Origin of the sequence: Acinetobacter sp. YH12145 (genome assembly GCF_013418335.1) — a bacterium.
Taxonomy (GTDB): Bacteria; Pseudomonadota; Gammaproteobacteria; order Pseudomonadales; family Moraxellaceae; genus Acinetobacter; species Acinetobacter amyesii.
Genome location: NZ_VPCE01000003.1, coordinates 262,783 through 287,033, shown reverse-complemented (window position 1 = coordinate 287,033; position 24,251 = coordinate 262,783). Strand labels below are relative to the sequence as shown.

Annotated in this window: 19 protein-coding genes; 9 read left to right on the top strand and 10 right to left on the bottom strand. The window is 40.4% G+C overall.

Annotated features, from left to right (window positions below):
* Positions 1-39: 39 nt before the first annotated feature.
* Together hscA and fdx are read left to right on the top strand one after the other, a co-directional pair.
* The gene (gene hscA, locus FTU80_RS04195) at positions 40-1,899 is read left to right on the top strand and encodes a Fe-S protein assembly chaperone HscA (RefSeq protein ID WP_180084331.1); all 1,860 of its coding nucleotides are present in this window, start codon (positions 40-42) and stop codon (positions 1,897-1,899) included.
* A 16-nt stretch (positions 1,900-1,915) separates the two neighbouring features.
* The gene (fdx, locus tag FTU80_RS04190; protein ID WP_078193483.1) at positions 1,916-2,254 is read left to right on the top strand and encodes an ISC system 2Fe-2S type ferredoxin; all 339 of its coding nucleotides are present in this window, start codon (positions 1,916-1,918) and stop codon (positions 2,252-2,254) included.
* A gap of 175 nt (positions 2,255-2,429) precedes the next feature.
* Here fdx and FTU80_RS04185 read toward each other — a convergent pair whose 3' ends face one another.
* The 5 genes from FTU80_RS04185 to aspA form a co-directional block, all read right to left on the bottom strand.
* On the bottom strand, positions 2,430-3,896 hold the full coding sequence (locus tag FTU80_RS04185) for an adenylate/guanylate cyclase domain-containing protein (RefSeq protein WP_180084330.1): 1,467 nt from the start codon (positions 3,894-3,896) through the stop codon (positions 2,430-2,432).
* A gap of 61 nt (positions 3,897-3,957) precedes the next feature.
* On the bottom strand, positions 3,958-4,392 hold the full coding sequence (locus FTU80_RS04180; RefSeq protein WP_067762788.1) for an HIT domain-containing protein: 435 nt from the start codon (positions 4,390-4,392) through the stop codon (positions 3,958-3,960).
* 222 nt (positions 4,393-4,614) lie between these two features.
* The gene (mfd, locus tag FTU80_RS04175) at positions 4,615-8,082 is read right to left on the bottom strand and encodes a transcription-repair coupling factor (RefSeq protein WP_180084352.1); all 3,468 of its coding nucleotides are present in this window, start codon (positions 8,080-8,082) and stop codon (positions 4,615-4,617) included.
* A 179-nt stretch (positions 8,083-8,261) separates the two neighbouring features.
* On the bottom strand, positions 8,262-8,618 hold the full coding sequence (locus FTU80_RS04170) for a hypothetical protein (RefSeq protein ID WP_180084329.1): 357 nt from the start codon (positions 8,616-8,618) through the stop codon (positions 8,262-8,264).
* 316 nt (positions 8,619-8,934) lie between these two features.
* Positions 8,935-10,383 (bottom strand): aspartate ammonia-lyase, encoded by a 1,449-nt coding sequence (gene aspA, locus FTU80_RS04165; protein WP_180084328.1) that lies wholly within the window; start codon positions 10,381-10,383, stop codon positions 8,935-8,937.
* A 423-nt stretch (positions 10,384-10,806) separates the two neighbouring features.
* On the opposite strand from aspA, the gene putP reads away from it, so the two are divergent.
* Positions 10,807-12,309 carry a sodium/proline symporter PutP gene (putP, locus tag FTU80_RS04160; RefSeq protein ID WP_180078440.1) on the top strand — a complete coding sequence of 501 codons (1,503 nt, stop codon included), beginning with the start codon at positions 10,807-10,809 and terminating at the stop codon, positions 12,307-12,309.
* 61 nt (positions 12,310-12,370) lie between these two features.
* Here the strand turns inward: putP and FTU80_RS04155 are convergent, their stop codons facing one another.
* Positions 12,371-12,865, bottom strand: a complete 495-nt coding sequence (locus FTU80_RS04155) for an Lrp/AsnC ligand binding domain-containing protein (RefSeq protein WP_180034812.1) — start codon at positions 12,863-12,865, stop codon at positions 12,371-12,373.
* A 133-nt stretch (positions 12,866-12,998) separates the two neighbouring features.
* Here FTU80_RS04155 and putA point away from each other — a divergent pair, with 133 nt between their 5' ends.
* The 4 genes from putA (at position 12,999) to FTU80_RS04135 (ending at position 19,031) form a co-directional block, all read left to right on the top strand.
* Positions 12,999-16,730 (top strand): trifunctional transcriptional regulator/proline dehydrogenase/L-glutamate gamma-semialdehyde dehydrogenase, encoded by a 3,732-nt coding sequence (gene putA / locus FTU80_RS04150; RefSeq protein WP_180084327.1) that lies wholly within the window; start codon positions 12,999-13,001, stop codon positions 16,728-16,730.
* A gap of 229 nt (positions 16,731-16,959) precedes the next feature.
* Positions 16,960-18,042: a tRNA (uridine(54)-C5)-methyltransferase TrmA gene (gene trmA, locus FTU80_RS04145; RefSeq protein ID WP_180084326.1), complete on the top strand. Its 1,083-nt coding sequence runs from the start codon at positions 16,960-16,962 to the stop codon at positions 18,040-18,042.
* Between the two features lie 252 nt (positions 18,043-18,294).
* A complete protein-coding gene (locus tag FTU80_RS04140; RefSeq protein WP_078188679.1) occupies positions 18,295-18,519 on the top strand; it encodes a hypothetical protein in 225 nt (74 codons plus the stop codon).
* Between the two features lie 263 nt (positions 18,520-18,782).
* Positions 18,783-19,031: a hypothetical protein gene (locus tag FTU80_RS04135; RefSeq protein ID WP_111883726.1), complete on the top strand. Its 249-nt coding sequence runs from the start codon at positions 18,783-18,785 to the stop codon at positions 19,029-19,031.
* 56 nt (positions 19,032-19,087) lie between these two features.
* Here FTU80_RS04135 and FTU80_RS04130 read toward each other — a convergent pair whose 3' ends face one another.
* Entirely contained in the window at positions 19,088-19,864 is a 777-nt protein-coding gene (locus FTU80_RS04130; protein ID WP_257221425.1) for a phosphodiester glycosidase family protein, read from the bottom strand.
* A gap of 135 nt (positions 19,865-19,999) precedes the next feature.
* On the opposite strand from FTU80_RS04130, the gene FTU80_RS04125 reads away from it, so the two are divergent.
* A complete protein-coding gene (locus tag FTU80_RS04125) occupies positions 20,000-20,536 on the top strand; it encodes a lecithin retinol acyltransferase family protein (RefSeq protein ID WP_078193494.1) in 537 nt (178 codons plus the stop codon).
* A gap of 139 nt (positions 20,537-20,675) precedes the next feature.
* Here the strand turns inward: FTU80_RS04125 and FTU80_RS04120 are convergent, their stop codons facing one another.
* Together FTU80_RS04120 and FTU80_RS04115 are read right to left on the bottom strand one after the other, a co-directional pair.
* Complete coding sequence (locus FTU80_RS04120; protein ID WP_373685170.1) at positions 20,676-21,134, bottom strand: SRPBCC domain-containing protein; 459 nt, start codon at positions 21,132-21,134, stop codon at positions 20,676-20,678.
* A gap of 79 nt (positions 21,135-21,213) precedes the next feature.
* The gene (locus FTU80_RS04115) at positions 21,214-22,278 is read right to left on the bottom strand and encodes an aldo/keto reductase (protein ID WP_180084324.1); all 1,065 of its coding nucleotides are present in this window, start codon (positions 22,276-22,278) and stop codon (positions 21,214-21,216) included.
* A 96-nt stretch (positions 22,279-22,374) separates the two neighbouring features.
* Here FTU80_RS04115 and FTU80_RS04110 point away from each other — a divergent pair, with 96 nt between their 5' ends.
* On the top strand, positions 22,375-23,298 hold the full coding sequence (locus FTU80_RS04110; RefSeq protein WP_180084323.1) for a LysR family transcriptional regulator: 924 nt from the start codon (positions 22,375-22,377) through the stop codon (positions 23,296-23,298).
* A gap of 9 nt (positions 23,299-23,307) precedes the next feature.
* Here FTU80_RS04110 and FTU80_RS04105 read toward each other — a convergent pair whose 3' ends face one another.
* Complete coding sequence (locus FTU80_RS04105) at positions 23,308-24,219, bottom strand: bestrophin family protein (protein WP_180084322.1); 912 nt, start codon at positions 24,217-24,219, stop codon at positions 23,308-23,310.
* Positions 24,220-24,251 lie beyond the last annotated feature (32 nt).

Below are 24,251 nucleotides of genomic sequence, written 5' to 3'. Positions count from 1 at the left end.
TTTATTTTTTATATTTGACGTTCAAAGGATGTAACACACATGGCTCTCTTGCAAATTGCAGAACCTGGTCAATCAAGTGCACCGCATGAACACCGCATTGCAATTGGTATCGATCTTGGGACTACACACTCTTTAGTAGCCACGGTACTTTCTGGTAAAGCGAAAGTGCTTAACGATGAACATGGTCGTGTGTTACTCCCTTCTATTGCACACTATGGCGAATCCACTACGCAATATGGTGACGATGCAAAGGCATTCTTAACGACTGATCCTAAAAACACCATCGTTTCTGTAAAACGCTTTATGGGTCGCTCTAAAGCAGATATCAAATTCCAACACCCGTACAACTTAGTCGGTGAAGCGAATGAAATGCCTGCTTTTGAAACTGCACAAGGTCGTAAAACACCAGTTGAAATTTCTGCTGAAATTTTAAAACAACTAAAAGACCGTGCAGAAAGCAGCTTAAACAATCCAGTAAATGGTGCTGTCATTACTGTGCCTGCCTATTTTGATGAAGCACAGCGTCAAGCAACGCGTGATGCGGCTCAGCTTGCGGGTTTAAATGTACTACGTCTATTAAATGAACCGACTGCTGCGGCAGTGGCTTATGGCTTAGACCAAGACACCAATCTTGCACATGATCAAAACTATGTGATCTACGATCTGGGTGGTGGTACTTTTGACGTTTCAATTTTACGTTTCTCTCAAGGTGTTTTTGAAGTTCTAGCAACGGGTGGCCACACGGCACTTGGTGGTGATGACTTAGACCGTCTGATTGTAAAATGGGCAAAAAAACAACTAAATATTGAAACTTTAGATGATGCGGAATATGCACATTTCATCGTTTCTGCTCGTAAAGCAAAAGAAGCTCTAACCGAGGCTGAATCTGTAGAGCTTAAAGTTCTTGATCAATCATTGACTTTAGACCGCCCTACTTTTGAATCAATCATTAAAGTTGCTTTGGATAAAACCATCAGCGTTTGTAAACGTGTCATGCGTGATGCCAAGCTTGAACTCAGCGATATTCAAAATGTGGTATTGGTCGGTGGTTCTACCCGCTCGTATGCTGTACAAAAAGCTGTTCAAGATGTCTTCAATCAAGAACCGCTCTGCACTATTAACCCTGATGAAGTTGTGGCCATTGGCGCGTCGATTACAGCGAACCAGCTTATTGGTAACTCTAAAGATGGTTCATTGCTTTTAGACGTCACACCGCTTTCTTTAGGTTTAGAAACCATGGGCGGTTTGGTTGAGCGCCTTATTTCGCGTAATACAGCTATTCCAGTGGCGCGTCGCCAAGAATTCACAACCTATCAAGATGGTCAAACAGCGATGTTGATTCATGTTGTACAAGGTGAACGTGATCTAGTTGAACATTGCCGTAGTCTAGGTCGTTTTGTGCTTCGTGGTATTCCACCGATGACTGCGGGTCAAGCGCGTATTGAAGTGACTTTCCAGGTCGACGCTGATGGTTTACTAACTGTGTCAGCCAAAGAAACCACTTCTGGTGTGCATGCTCAAATTGACATCAAACCATCTTATGGTTTATCTGATGCCGACACTGAACGCTTACTGATTGATGGTTATAAGTTTGCTGAAGAAGATAAAAACTTACGTCATCTTCAAGAAACTAAAGTGGAAGCAAAACGTGAACTTGAAGCACTTGATCAAGCACTTAAAGTGGATGCTCAACTCCTCAACCCAGAGCAATACAGTTCCCTCACTGCTGCACGCACTGTTTTAGATGCTGCACTTGAAACGACAGATATCAAAGCTATTGAACATGCTGTAGAACAGCTTAAAATACATAGCGATGCATTTGCTGCAGCTCGTATGAATCAGCACATTGATGCCGCATTGAAAGGCACAAAACTCGATGACTGGTCAAACTCAAATTAATTTATAGGTCAAGATTATGCCACGTATTAAAGTACTGCCTCACGCAACAATCTGCCCAAACGGCGCTGAGTTTGAAGTCGAATCAAATGCTAACCTTTGCGAAAGCATGTTAAAAAACGGCATCAAAATTGAGCATGCATGTGATATGTCTAAAGCGTGCACCACTTGCCATGTGGTTGTACGTAAAGGTTTTGATGGTCTAGATGAAATGGATGATGTCGAAGCAGATCTTCTCGATCGTGCATGGGGATTAGAACCAGACTCTCGCCTGTCATGCCAAGTAAAAATTGAAGATGAAGATTTGGAAATTGAAATTCCTAAATACACCATCAACCATGCTTCAGAAAATCATTAATTTATAGATAATTTTCTATAATCAAAAAGCCAGTTCATCGTAACTGGCTTTTTTATGCATAAAACTATTCAACAATTTACAAAAAAGAAGACGTTTTGATAAAAGAATGAATTGAGTTATTTTTAGAATTTAAGGCAATACGATTAGATCTAATTTTTATAATGTATATGTGAAATTAAGAGTGAGATTCAGTTTTTTTGACTTCTTCGATCACTTCGTCTTCTAAATTCAGTTTAACAATACCAGCAGAGTTGGTCATTTTTTGCTGAGTTTGTAAGCGTTGAATCATACGTTCTAAAACATGTATTAGTTCAGGATATTCAAAGTTTTGTACTTCATCTAAGTTCAACAATAGATTAAAGCCTTTATATTCGTAGTCGAACCAACGCTGATAATCTGTTTTCTGTGAGGTGTACTTTTCCATCACTTGCCAAGTACGTACTGGGCCTTTGATACCTTTTAAGAAGATCGGTGCTTTGGGCGCACATAAATAGTCATTTTTCACTAAATGATGCGTGTCATCTGAAATCAAAATTTCGTCAACTTCAGCAGCACTTTGTAATCTTGCAGCCAAGTTTGCATCACGTCCAACGATGGTATAAGCCATACGGTGAGCCGCACCATAGTTCCCAACGTGACAATACCCTGTAGAAATACCCATACGAATGTGTAGCGGCGGATAACCCATTTTAACCCAGCGTTCACGCAGTAACTTCATTTGCTGACGCATAACCATTGCCATCTCTAAACAAGTTTTTGCATCTTGCTCTACACCTTGGCTATGTGGATCACCAAAGAAGATTAGAATTGCATCACCCATAAATTTATCGACAGTCGCTTCATACTGTTTGGCAATCTCAGTCATATGACTCAAATAGTCATTGAGTAGAAATGCTAAATCGTCTGGGATTAATGTTTCAGAAAGTTCTGTGAACCCTTGGATATCTGAAAAGAAAATCGTGAGTTTTTTACGTTTATATTCGATTTTAGCTTCAGACTCACCTTTCATAATCGATTGCCAAAGCTGCATTGGCGCATAACGACTCAATTGATTAGCGAATTCCATATAACGATTCATCTGATCATAATAGTGGTTCTTTTTATTGCTCAAAGACTGAACTTGGGTGTGTTGATAAAATGTCCCCACACTGAAATATGTAATAAGACACAAAAAACCTAGAACGGTTAACTCACTGCTGGTTGACTCAAAATATTCTTGAAAACCAAAGACATAAATATTACATAAATAAAATACAGTGACGCCTACAATCCCGGCCAAGGACATCATTAAGAAATTGATTTTGTTATAAATGGTTGTATATAGCAGCGCAAAGACCGCAAGAAAAGTTAAAACAAGGCTTAAATGTACTGCAGACATCAGTACAGCAATAACGATGATATCGATCAGAAAAAGCACATTACGCTTAACTTGATTGCTATATCGATAAATTAACCAATGAGAAAACTTAGGAACGACTAAAATCAGAAAAAATAAAAATGCAGGAATATAGATTTGATATTGCGTATCTGGCTGAGTGTAATGATAGACAACAATCACCAAAGACAGCATGATATATCCCATCAAACGATGAAAATATTCAAACTGTTTAGGCTCTTTGCTGATTAAATTGTCTAACGGCACTCGATCGCCCCCATACGGACACTCATTCTTCTACTATCCTGATATTGTCCGTAAATCGGGATTAGTCCATACGCCAATCAAAAGGCATATCACCTTGACCACGTAGTGCAAGCATCAGTGTTTGGCGCATGTGTGCCAAGACATCATTGTTATAAGGAACTGCTGGCGTACCCCAAACTGGTTTCGGCCAAGCCACATCATTTTGATAACGTACAACATGATGAAAATGTAATTGTGGAACCATATTACCCAATGCAGCTACATTCATTTTGTCTGCACGGAATACACGTGACAATTGGCTTGATAACCAGCTTGATTCACGTAAAAACTGCTCTTGGTCTGCCTGACTTAATTCATAAAGCTCTGTAATTCCCGGAACACGTGGAATCAAAATAAGCCACGGGAATTGCATATCATTCATCAAACGACATGTTGACAGAGGAAAGTCGCCTACATAAAACGTATCTTGAGCAAGTTGTGGATGTAAACTAAACATATCTTTATAAATGATGCAAAATTAGAATGATGGCTAATACTATCACATCCTTATGGGTGTGAATATTCTGTACAGAACGTTTCATTACAAATAAACCGCATTTGAATAAAACGTTGCTTGCTTATGACTCTAATAAATTTTTCAAAAAAATCAAGCGTTTCTTCTATATAAAATACACGCATAAAATCTACTCATTCTAAACAAGCAATTTATACGCCAAATCTAGTGATTTGGCGCTAATTCCTTCAGTAAACTGTCTAATAAGTCATTTATAAATTGAATGCGTTTGTCATATTCTTCGAGCATGACCATCACTTTTAGACGCTGTCCACCTTCCATTCGGAAGAAAGTCGGATGCTTTTGCATCATTTGGATGATGGATATGGCTTGAACAGGTGTATCTGGTGAGAACTCAATACTGCCGCCATGTGAGCTGATATCAATTTTAGTAATACCCAATTGTTCCGCTTTTAAACGTAACTGATGGACAGAGAATAACTGCTTAACTGCTTGCGGCGGTAAGCCAAAACGATCGATCAACTCCATACGAATGTTATCGAGTTTCTCTTGAGTATCCGTATTACTAATACGTTTATAGAACAATAACCGTTGATGCACATCGCCCAAATAATCATCTGGAATTAAGGCTGGCATATGCATGCTAATTTCAGCCGTTAATGATAATGGAGAGTCAAAGTTAGGTGTTTTGCCTTTTTGAATGGCTTTGGTGGCTTTTTCAAGCATTTCCATATACAGGCTATAACCGATGGTTTGCATTGAGCCACTTTGCTGTTCACCCAGCAACTCACCTGCACCACGAATTTCTAAGTCTTCTGTAGCCAACATGAAACCCGCACCCAAAGTCGATGCACGCGAAATGGCATCTAGGCGTTTTTCAGCATCACCCTTTAAGCCTTTGAGCGAAGGTACAAGTAAATAGGCGTATGCTTGATGGTGCGATCGACCAACACGACCACGTAATTGGTGCAACTGCGCCAGCCCCAGTTTATCTGCACGTTCAATCAAAATGGTATTGGCGTTTGGCACATCAATCCCAGTTTCAATAATGGTTGAACACACCAGCACGTTATATTCTTTATGATAGAACTGTTGCATGATTTGCTCTAGTTCACGCTCACGCATTTGACCATGAGCAACCGCAACACGTGCTTCAGGGACCAATTCCCGTAAGGTTTCTGCCGTACGTTCAATGGTCTCGACTTCGTTGTGTAAGAAATACACTTGTCCACCACGTAGCAATTCACGCAAGATGGCTTCTTTGATCGAATCTCCAGTATGCTCTTGTACAAAGGTTTTCACAGCAAGTCGACGTGCAGGCGGCGTTGCAATAATAGATAGATCACGCATGCCACTAAAAGCCATATTCAGCGTACGTGGAATAGGCGTTGCAGTTAGCGTTAGCATATCAACATCGGCACGTAAGGCTTTAATTCGCTCTTTATCACGTACACCAAAACGGTGCTCTTCATCAACGATCATGAGGCCGAGATTTTTAAATTGCACACTTTCCTGCAAGATTTTATGTGTGCCAATCACAATATCCACTTTGCCTTCTGCGAGGTCTTCAATGGTTTTGGTATGTGATTTTGATGAACCAAAACGTGAAAGGACTTCAATACGTACAGGCCAGTCCGCAAAACGGTCTTTGAAAGACTCGTAGTGCTGCTGCGCCAACAACGTGGTTGGCACAAGTACAGCCACTTGTTTGTTATTTTGTACTGCCACAAATGCAGCACGCATGGCCACTTCTGTTTTACCAAAACCGACATCACCACAAACCAAGCGATCCATCGGCTTCGCTTGTTGCATGTCATAGAGTGTCGCTTCAATAGCATTGGCTTGATCTAGAGTTTCCTCATAGGCGAAGCCACTAGCAAACTGCATATAGAGACTTTGATCCAGTTCAAATCCATAACCCGGCTTCGAGTGACGACGTGCTTGAATATGTAAAAGTTCTGCCGCCACATCATGGATCTGCTCTAAAGCCTTGCGTTTCGCTTTAGACCATGCATCTGTGCCCAATTTATGTAATGGTGCTAGATCTGGGTCACCACCGCTATATCGACTAATTAAATGCAGGTTTGTTACACGGACATACACCTTAGCTGCATCGGCATAGTCTAACTGCAAAAACTCATGGTCTTGGTCATCGATACTCAAGGTAATTAAACCTGCATATCGCCCCACACCATAATCAATATGAACCACAGGTGCGCCAATACAGAGCTCGGTTAAACTACGAACAAGGAACTCTTCTGATACTTCCTGTTGGCGTTTACGACGACGTTGAACCACACGGTGTTCATAAAGCTGATTTTCAGAAATTACACTGAGCTTGTCAGTTAGCAATAAACCACGATCTAAGGGTGCATTGGTGATCGCAATCGCATGCATAGAATGCATAAAATCATCAAAACTTTCGACCGTTGGGATATCACCCAAACTTGGACGCAATGCATCTTTTAAAGTTTCACGTCGACCAGCGCTTTCAGCCACCAAAAGCACTGGATAATTTGCCGCATCGATATATTGCTTAACAGCATAAAATGGCTTTTCACGTTTAGGATCGACAGGTAAACGGGGTGGAATCTCAGCAGCAAGATTGATCACGCCATTGCGTTCATCAAAAGCCTCAGGCGAAGCCACGATACGACGGCAAAGATTTAATTGTTCTAACACTTGATTTGGTTGTAGGAAAATCTGCTCTGGCGGCAAAATCGGTTGGTCGACATTATGACGACGGTCTTCATAACGACGCACAATGTCTGACCAAAACTGAATCAAGGTGTCATCTATGGCTTTATCTGTAATGACAATGCCATTCTCTGGTAAGTACGAAAATAGCGTACTTTGCTCTTTCATGGCTTGTTCAGAGAAGAACAACGGAAAATAAAACTCAATACCCGGTGAAGCTATACCATCTTGTACATCTTGATAAATTGGGTTTTTCTTTGGATTTGCCGTCGGAAAATTTTCCGCATATCGATCACGAAACAGTGAGCGCGCTTCTTTTAATGGAAATTCTTTTGCAGGTAAAACCGTAAAATAATCTAAGTTTTGGGTGGTTCGCTGAGTTTCAGGATCAAAGAATTTGAGGGTATCGATTTCATCATCAAATAAGTCAATACGAATCGGTGAACTTTGCCCCGAAGCGTAAATATCCATGATGCTGCCGCGTACTGCAAATTCACCATGATCATAAACGGTATCCACCAAGTGATAGCCCGCTTGTACTAATCTTAATTTTTGTTGTTCGATATCAAATTTTTGACCTACTTTAATATCAAAGTGTTCACCTAATACCCAAGATGCAGGCGCAACTCGCTGCGCTAAAGTTGTTGCTGAAACCAACAACACACCTTGCTGTGGCATATTGGACAAAATCGCCAAGCGCTCAGAAACGATGTCTTGATGTGGCGATAGGCGGTCATAAGGTAAAATTTCCCAATCAGGGAAAATAGTCGGCTTAATTCCGTAAAATTCCAGCTCACTTTCTAACTGCCCGAGATGCTGATTATTACGTGCTACAATCACAAACAACTGTTTCGATTGTTTGCTAATTTCTTTAAATAATAATGCAGCAGATGAGCCCTGTAAGTTTCCGACCCACCGCTTTTCGCCAGCTTTGAGCTGTTTAAGATTGAGTTGTGAAATTTCTTGCTGGAACATGATGTAAATAGCTTTTAATGTTTTAATCACTTAGTGATCATATTAACACGATGCTTTTTACATTCCGAGATTTAAGCAACTATATACAGTGTTTTAACCAATGTGGATTTGCGATTGTATTTTCTATTGATGAGTACCCTAAACGCACCCATCAAACTCAAACACTGCAGTCCATTCACTTACTTACGATCACGGATGAATTGACGATAATAATCATTCAATAGTTTGACATAGTGTTTAAATTGCAAAAGATTTTCTTCAGTATTGCCTAATCGTGCAACAAAGCGTTGACTTGCAATTTCCAGGTCTATTTTTTCATTGATAATCATTGCAGTGGCATAGAGCTGTTTTAAATCATCGAAATTTGTCATTTTTCTATTCGACAGATATTCCATACGTTCAGACAATGTATTTAAAACTACGCCTTCAATGATATAACCCTGAGTTTCATCATATTGAATGTGGTGTTGTTCTAAGTAAAGTTGCTCAGGCGACTCTTTAGCGCCTTTGAATAAATCGACTAACTTATTAAACATCTGACTATCTACAACATGATAAAAAACCTATTGTACTTCGATTACATCCTTTTTCGGGCAAGTTAAAGTATTTCTGACTTTATCTATGCGCTAAATTTTTCATCCAAACCTTCATGACTATATAGAACTATAATTACGATCTTAAGCAAATATAGCGTTTTATTTTCAACCCAATACTTTCTTTTAGAAATCTAAAACATCACTGCCATCAGATTAGTTTTCTAGATTTACCACTGATTTCTTCAAATAAAAAACGAAGGATTAACCTTCGTCATTTACTCATCATGGGGGCTATTTAAAAGTCTTAAATAAGCATTTAACTCACTTGAGCGAGTGGCATACTAAATGGTGTCACTTCAGAAACTAAATTTTCAATCGAGAAAATTTCATCCAATTGACTTACAGTTAACAGCTCTTGCTCTAAAACCACTTGGCGAATGGTTTTATTTTCGGCAATACATTGCTTACCGATTTCATCACATTTTGCATGACCTAAATATGGATCGAGTAAGGTCACGATTCCTACACTACGCATCACAGCATCAAAACATGCTTGCTCATTTGCCTGAATTCCTTGGATACATTTGCTATCTAATGTTTTTACGGCATTCACCAAAAGCTCAATCGATTCATTCATGGACAATGCAATGACCGGCTCCATGACATTTAATTGTAATTGCCCTGCTTCTGCGGCTAAAGTTATGGTTAAATCATTGCCCATCACTCGAAATGCAATTTGGTTGACCACTTCAGGGATCACAGGATTGACCTTTGCAGGCATAATGGACGAACCTGCTTGTAACTCAGGTAAACGAATTTCCGCTAAACCTGTTCGTGGCCCCGAACTTAAAAGACGTAAGTCATTACAGATTTTAGAAAGTTTGACAGCTAAACGTTTTAAGCAACTTGATAATAAAATAAATACGCCACAATCGCTGGTTGCTTCGACATAGTCTTCTGCACCTTGCAATTTTAGACCGGTCAAATGAGCTAGATTTTCAACGGCCTTCGCTGCATAACCCGCAGGAGAATTCACGCCAGTGCCAATTGCCGTCGCACCTAAATTAATTTCCAATAGAAGCTGTCGATTTTGCTCAATCAACTTCAAATCTTCTTTTAATAATGTTGCAAATGCTCGGAACTCTTGCCCCAAAGTCATCGGAACAGCATCTTGTAACTGTGTACGCCCCATTTTGATGACATGTTTAAACTCATCGGCTTTAATATGTAAGCTTCCAATTAGCTGATTTAAAACAACAAATAAAGCATCAAAAGCGCTAAATGTTGCTAGACGCAGCGCTGTTGGATAGACATCATTGGTGGATTGTGACTTATTAACATGGTCGTTGGGATGAATCCGTTGATAACTGCCTTTCGCATCTCCGAGCGACTCAAGGGCAATATTGGCAATGACTTCATTGGCATTCATGTTAATAGAAGTGCCTGCTCCACCTTGATAAATATCAATTGGAAATGAATCTGCCCATTGTTCAGGATGATCAATCAATGCATCACACGCCTGCTGAATCGCTTGGCGAATATCATCTTGTATTAAGTTAAATTGATAATTGGTTTCTGCTGACGCTTTTTTTACCTGAGCAATAGCGCGTAAAAAGTTTAAATTTTGTCCGACATGCTGCTTTGATATTTGAAAGTTTTCGATGGCACGCAATGTATGTATACCGTAATAACATGACTGCGGGACTGCTTTATCCCCCAATAAATCATGCTCTATTCTCGTTTTTTCCATTTGAACCGTTGTCACTGCGCATTCCCTCTAATTACGCACCAAGACTGTGCATACCTCATATTCGACCTGTTCAAATCATCTCACTACAGATGATGTGATGCACATTTGCAACCAAATATTTCAAATGCACATTTCTTGTTCACCATGTAACATTGTGTAATTTTTACCTAATTTCATTAGTTCTCTTTTTGTGATGAAAAGTCTTAAGTAGATTTACATTTCAAAATTTAAATTCCCTTCTGTACAACATTTCAGCAGCACAATAAAAAATTCGATTTGTAATAAGAAAAAATATCATTTACGCAAAACATACATAAAATATGCTTAAAGGTTACAGAGTGTAATTTTTAAATCGTGCTTGAATCTGCGACTTACGACAGAAGTACAAATTTTCATCTAGGACAGAGATGATTTGCTTTCATTAAGGATGAACCGCCTATGAGCCATTTAAACCCGACATTAGTCACCTTTATTTTTTATATTCTTGCAATGCTTGCCATTGGTTTGTATGCCTACAAAGCTACGCATAACTTTGACGAATACATTTTAGGTGGACGAAGTTTAGGAAGTGTTGTGACTGCACTTTCAGCAGGTGCATCCGACATGAGTGGTTGGCTACTCATGGGTCTCCCTGGTGCAATTTATCTATCTGGTCTTTCCGAAGCTTGGATTGCAATCGGCTTAATTATCGGTGCTTGGTTGAACTGGCTGATCGTTGCCGGACGCTTGCGTGTTCATACCGAATATCAAAATAATGCCCTGACCCTGCCCGATTATTTCACGAGCCGTTTTGCAGACCGTAAAAAGATTTTACGTATCATTTCAGCTGTAGTGATTTTAGTGTTCTTTGCGATTTACTGTGCTTCTGGCATGGTGGCTGGCGCACGACTTTTCGAAAGTTTATTCGGTTGGAACTACACAACAGCACTGTGGATTGGTGCAATTGCAACCATCAGCTATGTCTGTATTGGTGGATTCTTAGCGATCAGTTGGACCGATACTTTCCAAGCGGGTCTGATGATCTTTGCACTGCTGATCACACCGATCATCGCCTACCTTGCTTTAGGTGATAACAGTCAAAATCTTGCTGCTGTTTTGGAAACAGCTCGCCCACAAGCTTCTAATTTATTTGAAGGTTTAAGTACAGTTGCGATTTTATCCAGCATGGCATGGGGCTTAGGCTATTTTGGTCAGCCGCATATTTTGGTTCGCTTTATGGCAGCCGATTCTGTTAAATCCATTCCGAATGCACGACGCATTGGTATGACATGGATGATCCTGTGTCTAGGCGGTGCTGTAGCAGTGGGTTATATCGGTATTGCTTACTTCCAAGTCCACCCAGAACTGGCAAGTGTCGTTAATGCCAACCCTGAAACGGTATTTATGGAGTTGACTAAAATTCTATTCAATCCGTGGATTGCTGGGATTATTTTAGCCGCAATTTTAGCTGCGGTGATGAGCACACTTAGCTGTCAGTTATTGGTGTGTTCAACAACCTTGACGGAAGATTTGTACAAAGGATTTATTCGTAAAAACGCATCGCAAAAAGAATTGGTTTGGATTGGACGTGCGATGGTTTTGGCAATTGCCGTATTTGCAATCACCTTTGCAATGAACCCTGCAAGTAAAGTTTTAGGCTTAGTGGCTTATGCATGGGCAGGTTTCGGTGCTGCATTTGGCCCACTGATTATTCTTTCATTGCTGTGGAAACGTATGACGCTTAACGGAGCAATCATTGGCATGATCGTGGGTGCTGTGACTGTCATCGTGTGGAAAAACTACTTAGGCCACCTTGGTTTATACGAAATCATTCCAGGCTTTATTTTCTCTGCGATCAGTATCGTTGTCGTGAGCTTATTGGGCAAAGCACCAGAGGCGGATGTGGTTGAACGCTTTGAAAAAGCCGAAGCGCAATATCAAAAAGAAATGTCTGAAATCTAAAATTTTTGACACTAAAAAGGGGCTAAATGCCCCTTTTTAGTACTCAATTATTGATGATTAGCTACTTCGGCCGAGCCGCAGGTTTCAGCTTAATTTGCATACTTTCTTTGATCACTTCCATCACAGGATAACTACGCGTTTCCTTGATACCAGGTAATTGCCAAAGCACCTGCCCTGAAATTTTTCTAAATTCTTCCATATTTGCGCAGCGTATTTTCACCACAAAATCAAAACCACCGCTGATCATGTGACATTCTACGATTTCTGGAATTTGACGCACTGCATCCGAAAAATCTTCCAATACGTTGGGCGTGGTTTTATCTAGTAAAATCTCCACAAAAACCACAAATCCATTGTTGAGTAAGACCGGATTTAAACGTGCTTCATAGCCTAAAATAAAGCCTTCCTTCGATAATTTTTGCACACGTGCCAACGCCGCAGTAGGTGATAAATTCACCATTTCTGCAAGCTTAATATTGGACAATTTTCCATCTTGTTGCAGCAGCTCTAAAATTCGAATATCTATACGGTCTAAGCTCAAATATTGGCTACTCATCTGAATTTTTCTCTAAATATTATTAAAACTATAGTGAGTTATTCGCTAAATATTCTGTGATGATAAATTAAATAAAGGATCAAGCTCAAGATTTATTTGCTCGTCATAGAACTTTGACACGGAAAATTGAAACATGAATGGAAAAGTATTTGAAGTCACGGGAAGCGATGACTACATCACTGAATTTAAAGACAAGAATAGCTTTGAACAATCGATTAATACAGCATGGCGTCGTGCTGAAACTGAGTGCATTGAAAACTTATTAGCACACAGTGAAATCCCTTCCCCGATCAGCGATCAAATTCAACAATTGGCTTTTGACTTAGCCCATTCATTACGTGAACGTAAAAGCGGTACAGGTAAAGCAGGCATTGTACAAGGCTTGCTACAAGAGTTTTCATTGTCTTCTCAGGAAGGCATCGCGCTCATGTGTTTAGCTGAAGCTCTACTCCGTATTCCAGACAAAGCAACACGTGATTTACTGATCAAAGATAAAATCAACCAAGGTAACTGGAAAGATCATGTTGGCCAAAGTAGCCTCATGTTCGTAAATGCAGCTGCTTGGGGCTTAATGCTGACGGGTAAACTGATGGAAACCCCTCAACAAAAAAGTCTGTCTAGTCTATTGACGGGTATTTTAGCACGCAGTGGTCGTGGCATTATCCGTAAAGCTGTCGACGTGGCTATGCGTATGATGGGCGAACAGTTTGTCACAGGCGAGACCATCAATGAAGCGCTTAAACATGCAGAAGTATTAGAAGACAAAGGCTTCCGTTATTCATATGACATGTTAGGTGAAGCAGCATTAACTGAACCTGATGCTGAACGATATTATCAAGACTATACCGATGCGATCCACGCGATTGGTCAAGCTTCTGAAGGTAAGGATGTTTATAACGGAGCAGGCATTTCGATCAAATTATCTGCCCTACACCCGCGCTATCAACGTTCACAGATCGACCGTGTGCATAACGAACTTTATGGCAAAGTGCTTGAACTTGCAGTATTAGCCAAGCATTACAATATTGGTCTAAACATCGATGCTGAAGAAACTGACCGCCTAGAAATTTCTTTGGAACTACTTGAGCGCCTGTGTTTCGAGCCTAAATTAGCAGACTGGAAAGGTATTGGATTTGTGATTCAAGCCTACCAAAAACGCTGTTTCTATGTGGTCGACCATATTATTGACCTCGCTAAGCGTAGCCAAAAACGTTTAATGATCCGCTTAGTAAAAGGTGCATACTGGGACAGCGAAATTAAGAAAGCGCAAATTGAAGGTATGAGTGACTATCCTGTATTTACGCGCAAAGTTCATACCGACCTGTCTTATATTGCATGTGCTAAAAAGCTCTTGGCAGCGCCTGAGCAAATTTATCCTCAGTTTGCAACACACAATGCGCAAACCGTTGCTACGATCTACCAATTAGCACAGCCAGAGCTTTACTATCCAGGCCAGTATGAATTTCAGTGCCTTCACGGCATGGGTGAACCCCTCTATGAACAAGTGGTGGGTTCGAAGTCTGATAACAAACTGGGTGTGCCTTGTCGTATTTATGCACCAGTGGGTAACCATGAAACCTTATTGGCCTATTTGGTACGACGTTTACTGGAAAATGGTGCGAATACCTCTTTCGTCAACCGTATTGCAGATAAAAATTTAAAAATTGAAGATTTAATTGAAAATCCAAGACAGACGATATTAGCGACGGCTGAAAAAGAAGGTATCACTGGCGCTAAGCATCCTTCTATCCCATTTCCGCAAGATTTGTATGGCACTGAACGTCGCAACTCAAAAGGACTCGATTTAGCCAATGATCGCGACTTATCTCAGCTCAATACCACGGCAGTACAGCATGCACATACCCAGTGGCATGCTAGTGCAATGGGCGCTAATTTAGATGAAATTCACACTGCACCCATCAACATTACAAACCCTGCAAACCGTAGTGATGTGGTCGGCAGTGTCAGTGAAGCCAGTTTAGAACAAGCGGAAATCGCTCTCAATAATGCGGTAAATGCCCAAGCTTCATGGAAAACTTTAGCCAAAGACCAGCGTGCAGCATGCTTAAACCGTGCGGCAGATTTGATGGAAGCACAATTGCAATCTCTCATGGTGTTGTTGTCACGTGAAAGTGGTAAAACTTATGCCAATGCTATTGCTGAAGTCCGTGAAGCTGTAGATTTCCTACGTTATTATGCAGCTCAAATGATTGATCTAGCAGAAAATACGCAAATTGAACCTCTTGGCACTGTGCTGTGCATTAGCCCATGGAACTTCCCGCTTGCTATTTTCACAGGTCAAATTGCTGCAGCCTTGGTTGCAGGTAATACCGTGATTGCCAAGCCTGCTGAACAAACACCGCTGATTGCTGCTCAAGCTGTACATATTTTATGGGAAGCAGGTGTTCCGTTTGATGTATTGCAACTCCTTCCTGGGCGTGGCGAAACCATTGGTGCCAAACTCAGTGCTGACTCACGTGTCCAAGGCATCATGTTTACTGGCTCAACAGAAGTCGCACGTATCTTGCAAAAAACCGTGGCACAGCGCTTAAACCAATTTGGCGAAAGCGTGGTTTTGATTGCTGAAACTGGCGGTCAGAATGCCATGATTGTTGACTCATCTGCATTGACAGAACAAGTGGTATTGGATGTCGTTAACTCAGCTTATGATAGTGCCGGTCAACGCTGTTCTGCCCTACGTATTCTCTGTGTGCAAGAAGATAATGTGGACGTTGTCCGTACCATGTTACAAGGTGCGATGAAGCAACTTCGGGTTGGAAATCCTGCACTTTTAGCAACTGACATTGGCCCAGTGATCGACCTTGAAGCACAGCAAAATATTGAAAAACATATTGAGAAGATGCGTAGCAAAGGCTATCCAGTACATCAAATCATGTTTAATGCTGATGGCAATGCCTTAAGTACGGGAACTTTCGTTGCACCAACTTTGATTGAACTGCCAAATTTAAATGATTTAGAACGCGAAGTTTTTGGGCCAGTATTGCATTTAATCACCTACAAATATGGTGAGATTGAAAACCTATTAACACAAATTAATGCCAAAGGTTATGGTTTAACCATGGGCTTGCATACACGTATTGATGACACGATTCAAAAAGTCATCGGTCATGCAGAAGTCGGCAACCTGTACATTAACCGTAATATTGTAGGTGCTGTGGTTGGTGTACAACCCTTTGGCGGCGAAGGCTTATCAGGTACAGGTCCAAAAGCTGGCGGTCCTTTATATCTTTACCGTTTAATGCATCAAGTTTCTGAGAAAAAATTGGCTACACCTTATGCTGCTCAGGCAGAAACGCAAGCTGCACACTTCCCTGCATATGAGGCTTTTAACACTTGGGCGAAGCAACATTTTTCAGGCATTGCTATTCAAACACCGCAGGCCATAGCTGCAGGACAAAGTTTTGAACTGCAAGGACCAACCGGTGAAAACAACCAATATGCCATTTTGGCACGTAAGGGTGTGCTTTCATTGGCTAATAATGATGCAGATCAACTGAATCAAATTGCTGCGATTTTATCGGTGGGTAGTCAACCCGTGGTACTTGCAGACAATACTTTTGTGTTAAAACACTTAAATAGCATGCCGAAAATCCTCGTGGACCAATTTAAAGTGATCACGGATATTTATCATGGCAATTTTGATGCGGTTTTACACCATGGTGAACAAGCTGAGTTATTAAAGATTCAACAGGTTATCGCTTCTCGTGAAGGTGCAATTATTGGCATTACGCATTTAGCTTCAGGCCAATATGACATCCCTGTAGAACGTTTCGTGATTGAACGGGCAATCAGTGTCAATACAGCGGCAGCCGGTGGTAATGCCAGCTTAATGACAATGAATTAAACACTGAATTGAACTCCAACTAATCAGTTCCTCACTTAGCTCAATCTTTATGAATGTTCCATAAAGATTGAGCGTTTTTTTAACTACCCCTAGATAAATATTCTGTTTAGCGCATTCAGACTCATTTTCTCGACAGATAAATACAGCCAAAAGTGGAATTAATTTAGTCTTATAAGGTGAATTTTGCTAACATGACTTTTTTTAATATGTTTGCGATTTTTTACTGCATATGACTTCAACTTATCAGCAACAACTTGATGCCAAAGTTGCCCGCATTACGGCTCAATTTTCAGAATACAACCCTCCCTCTTTAGAAGTTTTTCCTTCTGCTGAACAAAACTTTCGTATGCGAGCGGAATTCCGAATTTGGCATACTGAAAATGATATGTTCTATGCAATGTTTGAACGCAATGCAGACAATGAAAAACAAGTTGTCGAAATTAAAGATTTCCCGATTGCAGATAAAAGCATTAATGATTTAATGCCCGTATTATTAAATGAACTCAAGGCACAAGAGATCTTATCTAGCCGATTATTTGAGGTTCATTTCTTAGCAACGCTGAAAGGTGAAATGCTGGTTTCATTGGTTTACCGCTGCCCGCTCAATGCTGAATGGGAAGTTGCTGCCAAAGCGCTGTCTGAAAAGCTCAATATCAAGATTTATGGTCGTAGTCGTGGTCAGCGCGTGATTTTAACTGATGACTATGTGGTTGAAGAACTCCAAGTATTTGACCGTAAATATCAGTATAAACAAATTGAAAGTAGCTTCACACAGCCCAATGCCGGCGTATGTCAAAAAATGCTGGAATGGGCGTGTCAGGTTGCGGATCACTCAGACAAAGACTTACTTGAGCTCTACTGTGGTAATGGTAATTTCACGCTGCCTCTTTCAACACGCTTTAATCGCGTTTTGGCAACCGAATTAGCCAAGTCTTCAGTTTGTGCCGCGCAGTGGAATATTGAGCAAAATGGTATTGATAATATCCAAGTGGCTCGTCTTTCAGCTGAAGAGTTTACCCAAGCCTACAATGCTGAACGTACATTCCGCCGCCTTGAAGAAGCTGAGATTGAAATTTCAAGCTATAACTTCGATACGGTATTTGTCGATCCACCGCGTGCAGGTATCGATGATGAAACACTAAAACTGTTGCAACGTTTTGAACGCATTATCTATATTTCATGCAACCCAGATACTTTGCATGACAATCTCAAACTGCTTTCACAAACGCATAAAATCAGCAAATTTGCCTTGTTTGATCAGTTCCCTTACACACACCATGTAGAGTCTGGCGTGTTTCTTGAGAAGATTTAAACAAATTATTTCAAGTCATGTTGCTGTCATAAAAGGAGCTTTCTAAAAGCTCCTTTTTTATATATTAAAAAAGCTTTATTTTCTCGCCACATGCAGTGCAAGTGAAGCCTTTCTATATCAATTAGGTAAAGATTCTAAAAGTCCAATCGAAAAAATGATCATTCAACTGGCTAAAATATCACTTTAGTAGTCTTGCTTTATTTATTGGATTGGTTATATTTCGTCCTATGTTAGGTCGCAAATGAAGGCTCTATGAGTTTTTGGCATAAGTTGTTCGCTAAAGAACAGCAAAACGGGCATAAGAATCAAATTGCCTGTGTTGAAAATGATTGCTCTTGTAAAACCAATGAACAGCTTATTGCTGCTCTTACAAAGGCAACGGATGAAGATGTTATCCTCGGTATCAAAAAAGTACTCGCTTCGCGCGGTTATAGCCGTAAGGAATTAAATGAAATCCAACATCTACCTCTACAGTAGAGTCTGAACATTCAATGTTCAAACAAGGCATTCTGTTTTACAGAGTGCCTTTTTCATTTTTTAGTCTAATCAAAAGTATGCCGCTTATTTACAGATCAGGTTTTGTGGATTGGCCACATCGCTATTTACAGCTTTTATGCTATGCTCCAAGGCAAATCAACAATGTCTAATTTTTAAACACACGACAATAAAACCTAATATTGCACTAAACTAGAGGCAGATAACCACTAAACTGGATTGATATAAACACTAAAGGAATAAACATGAATAAATTAACAATTTGCCTAATCGCCTGCTGCATACTTAGTCTAAGTGCTTGTAGCCAAATTCCCAAAGAATGCGAAGAATCTTGGGACAAACTCGAAGCCTTATCGAAACAAATGGGCTTAAACGAAGAGCAAATCAAAGAACAGAAAAAACAGTTTGAAGAAAGTATTAAAAAACAATCTAAAGAACAAGCCATTCAAATGTGCCAAACCCAAAGTACCTTTTTAGGTTTAGTTGGCAAATAAACAATAGTTGCTATCAATCTAAAGACTGTATACATGAAGCCTGACCATTCGGGCTTTTATTGTTTGCATTGAGATGCTGTTGTATACGCTACAATTGGCCCTAAAGGTTTCAAACTTGAATCATGTCTATTCAATGCTTGGATTTCTGCACTAGACACAGATCCATCTAAATACAAGGCATTGTTAATCGATAATTGCTGCATAAAATATTGTGCAAATGCATAAAATGACACGCCTTCACGACTGATCACAAAATACAACTTGCCGTTTTTGATCCCCACACCATTGCGGATTTTCAATGAATCTGACTGTGGGATAAAGTTTGAATTGATTTTTCCATCTACCACCAGCATTGGACCTGACTGCGTAGCATATCGTGCATTAAAATTTGTGGAAGCATATTTTTGCGTGGTTAAAATCACCGCGCTCTTGGCGTTCCATGCCAGAACACCATTCGGCTGAATTAAAAAATTACCAAAGCCTCGTGTTGCACGATTCAAGGCTTTTTTCTGCAGCCCATTTTCAACGTAAAGACCAACAGGCGCTAAATCTGCATGATACATCCCTGCATTCATTGCGAAGTTCATCGTATTACATTTACGCGCTAATGACTGCTTTAAACGCTGTAAGTATCGATATGGCTGCTGCTCTGCATCATATAAATAGAGCTTTAGTTGACTCAGATCCGAAATTTCAACCACATCCACGGCAATGGGCTGACTGACACGTTTCGCTTGAATATTGGCATAGGAAATACTCGGTGAGAAAATCAGACCGAGCAGCATCATAAAGCGCATTTTTTTAAACATTGAGGTTGATTGAAGACCAAGCATGACCCTATCCATAGTGCACGTTAAAAATCGAACAAATTTTAGCTAAATCATCGCTAAAATAGTCGATTAATTCACAGATTAAAAGTAGACTAATCTTTAAAAATAATTCGGATTTAAAGTAGGACTGGTAAATTCATGCACGTGCAGAAAGATGGTTTTCCTCTTGGAACACATCTGATTGTTAAACACTTCGGTTATAGCCATCATGGCATATATGCCGGCCGCGGTAGAGTCATTCACTACTCTGGTTTTGCACACCTTTTCAAAAAACATCCGATTGAAATGACTTCTATCGAAAAATTCAGCCACGGCAAAAAAATTATCGTTCAGTCATATAGCAATCCAAAATTTAAAGGTCGTAAAGTGGTGCGTCGCATGCGCTCACGTATGCATGAAAACAACTATCATCTGATTATTAATAACTGTGAACACTTATGCACATGGGCCATTACTGGTGTTGAAAGTAGTCCACAAGTATTCCGTATGATGAACCGACTCACCACGATTGGTTATGTCAGTTCTCTGATGAGCTTTATGAGCAGTATGATGCTAACCGTGACCACCACTTGCTTTGCACTGGTGTTCTATATTAAAAAGAAACTGCGCGAAAAAGCCAAAATGCAGATGCCGGTTTATACCTATTTAAAGCGTGAAGAACATAAAAATCGTTAATCCACTACAGCATCGTTGAACTGTGGCTTTATCAAATTTCAATACATCAGCACATTGCTTCGAGATCCTGTGCCAATACACAAGATTTTGCTTACCGCGTATCAGATGTAATACTTAATCTTGGTAACGCTTCACATTACTAAAAGTTCGCATTGCTAAAAGGTGGAAATTTATCTTCAACCAATTTGCTTTGCAGGCCATGTTCTAAATAAATTTTGGCTGCATCCAAAACCGTTGTAAAACCCCCTGTACTATCAATAATAAAATCAATCAATGCCTGACCTTGCAGAGGAATCTTTGAATTTTTGATGCGGACATAGGTTTCCATCGGGCTAATTTGCTCAAAAATAAAATCGACCTGAGTTTTTGGTTCTCCCCACTGTATTTGAATTAATTGGTTTTCCTTAATATTCAGTACGTCTACATTGGCGACTGCATTATATTTTTGCCAAGTCCATTGCACGGTTTTACCTTCTTCTAAATAGCCACTCGATGCACTAAACCAAAAATGCTGTGTAATTAAAGGATCAACAAAAGCATTAAATACGATATTGATGGACTTACGAATTAACATCTGGGTTTCAATCACGACACTCATCAGCATTCCTTCATATTTTAATTTTATTCAGTGATAGCACAGAGAACTGATCATTGCCTACCACTGAATTGTTATTGCCCTATTCTGCTGTATGTTCTGAAATAAAGGCTGATGTCACTAGCGTGGGATTCTTCTCTGTAAATTGCCCATTCCAATAGGGATAATATGGATAAGGTGGATACACTGCACTGACTGCGTCTAATCGGGCTAACTGCTCTACGCTTAATGACCATTCCTTCGCCGCAAGGTTATCCAACAGTTGCTGTTCATTGCGTGCGCCTATCAAAATACTAGACACAGTCGGTCTGGTTTTCAGCCAATTCAATGCAATCTGCGGGATAGAGTGCCCTGTTTCCATGGCAATTTCTTGCATTACATCTAACACTGCAAATAACTTTTCATGTCGAACTGGCGGTGCGAATTGTGCTGTTTCATGCAGCCGACTTTGCTTTGGAATCGCATGCTCACGATCAAATTTTCCTGTTAATCTCCCCCAGCCCAGCGGACTCCAAACCACTGCACCAATCTGTTGATCATGCTGCGCAGGCATCAACTCCCATTCATAGTCACGTCCAATCAAAGAATAATAGACTTGATGCACACTTAGCTTTTCATAGCCATGCTGTTGGGCAATCGACTGTGCTTTCATAAGCTGCCAGCCTGAAAAATTCGATGCACCGATATAGCGAACTTTTCCACTACGTACCAAGTCATCTAAACTGCGCATCAGCTGCTCAAGTGGCGTCGTGCTATCAAACTGATGCAGCTGCAGCACATCAATATAATCTGTGCTTAACCGTTTTAAACTCGCCTCCACGGCTTGTATTAAATAGTTTCTAGAATATCCACCTTGATTGATTCCATCATTCAATCGAATACCCACTTTGCTGGAAATAATCACCTCTTGGCGTTTTGATTGAAGTAATGCACCGAGCATCTGCTCAGAGGCACCATTTGAATAAGCATCTGCGGTATCGAAATAATTCACGCCTTGATCAATACAGAGATCAATCATGCGCTGAGCTTCATTTAAGCTCGCTTGCCCCCATGCAGAGAAAATTGGGCCTTGCCCGCCAAAAGTACCTGCACCAAAGCCGAACTCTGAAACTTGTAAGCCAGATTGCCCTAGATTGTGATAGTTCATAGATATTTCCTGTGTTTGATTTATACACAGAATATGCACAGATATTTATCAGAAAAACCCTGAATATCAAGAAAGACTTTCTTGATTATATTGATAATGCTAACTGAAGATTTCGAGTTATTCACACGAATGGCGACACTGGGTTCAATCAGTCAAGCCGCTAAAGAGGCCAATCTCTCTGTTTCTGTCGCTAGTAGCCGTCTACACAGACTCGAACAAAGTTTAGGGCTGCGCTTATTTCATCGCACTACACGGCAGCTACATTTAACACAGGAAGGTGCTGTTTTATTGCAGCAAGGTTTTCCCTTATTCGAACAATTTAATTCTCTCCTGAGCCAATTTCAGCCTGAACCACAACAACTCAGCGGCGTATTAAAAATCACATGTTCAGAAGTTTTTGGAAATCGTATTTTAGGGCCAGTATTTGCAGCCTTTGCCAAGTTGCATCCAACATTGACTTTGGATATTGAACAGACCGATCAAAATTTAGATTTGGTCTCCGCAGGTATCGACGTTGCGATACGTATTGGACAGTTAGAAGACTCATCACTGATTGCTAAACCGCTCAGCTTAAACCGTCGTATTTTGTGTGCCTCGCCTAGCTATATCGAACAACATGGCGAACCTCACTCCCTAGAAGAGCTCTCTATACACCAATGCATTTTACAGAAATACCCTAAGGGTGTTTCGCAGCTTTGGACATTCGTCCAAGATCAACACAACATAAATATACCTGTTTCAGGACAAGTTCATATCAACTCAGGTGAAGGCGTACGCCAAGCAGCACTTGCAGGTTTAGGCATCTCAAACCACTCCATCTGGCATGTGGATGAAGATTTACAATCTGGCCAGCTCATCCAAGTTCTACCCAAGATCCCTGTTAAAAGTACTGCAATCTATGTGGTAATTCCGCATCGACATTTTGTTCCGCCTAAAGTACAGGCTTTTATGCGACACTTGGACGATTATTTTCAGCATCAATATGCTTGGTACGTATCGCCGAATTTATCTGAAAATTAGGCCAAGAATTTATCTTAAATTACTGTTAAAAGTCTTAATCAACGGCGGAAGTTCAACTTCTAAGCTGCTATACATTTCACGCTCAATGTTTCGTACAATCGAGTCCAGCGGTAAATCATTTTCCTGCAAGCCAAAAGGCTCTTCCAGTTCTGCACTTAACGCATCCAAACCTAAAAATAAATATGCAATCAAAGCCACAATGACAGGTGTCCATATCCCTAAACTGGCCTCTAGGCTAAATGGCAAAATCAGACAAAATGAATACACTGCACGATGTAAAAGCACCGAATAGGAAAATGGTAATGGCGTGGTCATGATACGGTCACAGCCTGCATGGATATCACCCATCGCTACGGTATGACGTGTAAGCGTGCTGTAAATAATGTCTGTAATCTGACCTTGTTTATAGGTTTTGACTAAATCTTTTTGAATAATTTCAAGTAAATACTGTGGTGCATTGATATTGTCTCGGCATTGCTGCCATTGCTGATCCGTCAAAGCTACGCCGTCTTTAAAATGTGCAATATCTTGTGATTCATAGCGTAAGCGATCACGTAACAAATTGCAAAACAGCATGATGCGGTACATCAACACGGTTCTTTGCTCATCTTCAAGTACATGACTATCCCGAATCATGTGGCGTGTATTGGCAATCAATGTGCCCCAAAGCTTGCGACCTTCCCACCAACGGTCATAACAGGCAGTATTTCGAAAGCTCAAAAAAATCGACAGAATTACCCCAAAGATGGTAAATCCGATGGCTGGAACTTCAGGCGTATTCAGGTAGTGTGCAGCGCTTAGATACACCAAAATCGCCGACAAACTCACGACGACAGCCAACGCAGGCATGACTTTTGGGAGTATCGTGCCATGCCATGCAAATAAAAGTTTAAAGCTATTATTTTTATTTCGAATGATCACTTATTTCCCCTCTGTACTGCCTTAATGAACCA